This is a genomic window from Paenibacillus sinensis (genome assembly GCF_019904155.1).
In the GTDB taxonomy this organism is placed as follows: domain Bacteria; phylum Bacillota; class Bacilli; order Paenibacillales; family Paenibacillaceae; genus Paenibacillus_AQ; species Paenibacillus_AQ sinensis.
The window spans coordinates 1-407 of record NZ_JAHCMB010000214.1; the positions used below are offsets into that span (position 1 = coordinate 1).

Annotated in this window: 1 pseudogene; it reads right to left on the reverse strand. The window is 40.0% G+C overall.

The window, feature by feature from the left end:
- Positions 1-72 precede the first annotated feature (72 nt).
- A pseudogene (locus tag KIH86_RS29690) lies at positions 73-407 on the reverse strand (SAM-dependent methyltransferase); the annotation flags it as partial.

The window sequence follows — 407 nt, forward strand, 5'->3', positions numbered from 1 at the left end:
GAGCTGCCGTGATACCAATTTTCCAATATAGAGCACCTCCATGTTACATCCGCGAATCCTATTTCTCATTTTTTATTTCTTTCTCCATAGACTAGCCCACATAAATGGCACTCCGAATTCTTCACTATCTTCATCACACGCCTTCATACTTCGAAACTCAACATTGTCAAAATGATCTTCAAGCAGCCTGAATAATTTCTCCTTACTGTAAGCTTGTCCGCCCTTCATACTTTTTTCCCGATATATTTCATAATCACTTAGTTCAAGCGCTCCTCCAAATTCGGTATATCCAGGCGCAAAGCAGGTTAGTCCAAAAAAGCCGCCAGTTTTTAGAGTACTGTAAATTAACTTCAGGTACTCAATTCTTCTATGAGGCCATATGTGATGAAGGCACCCAGCATCATATA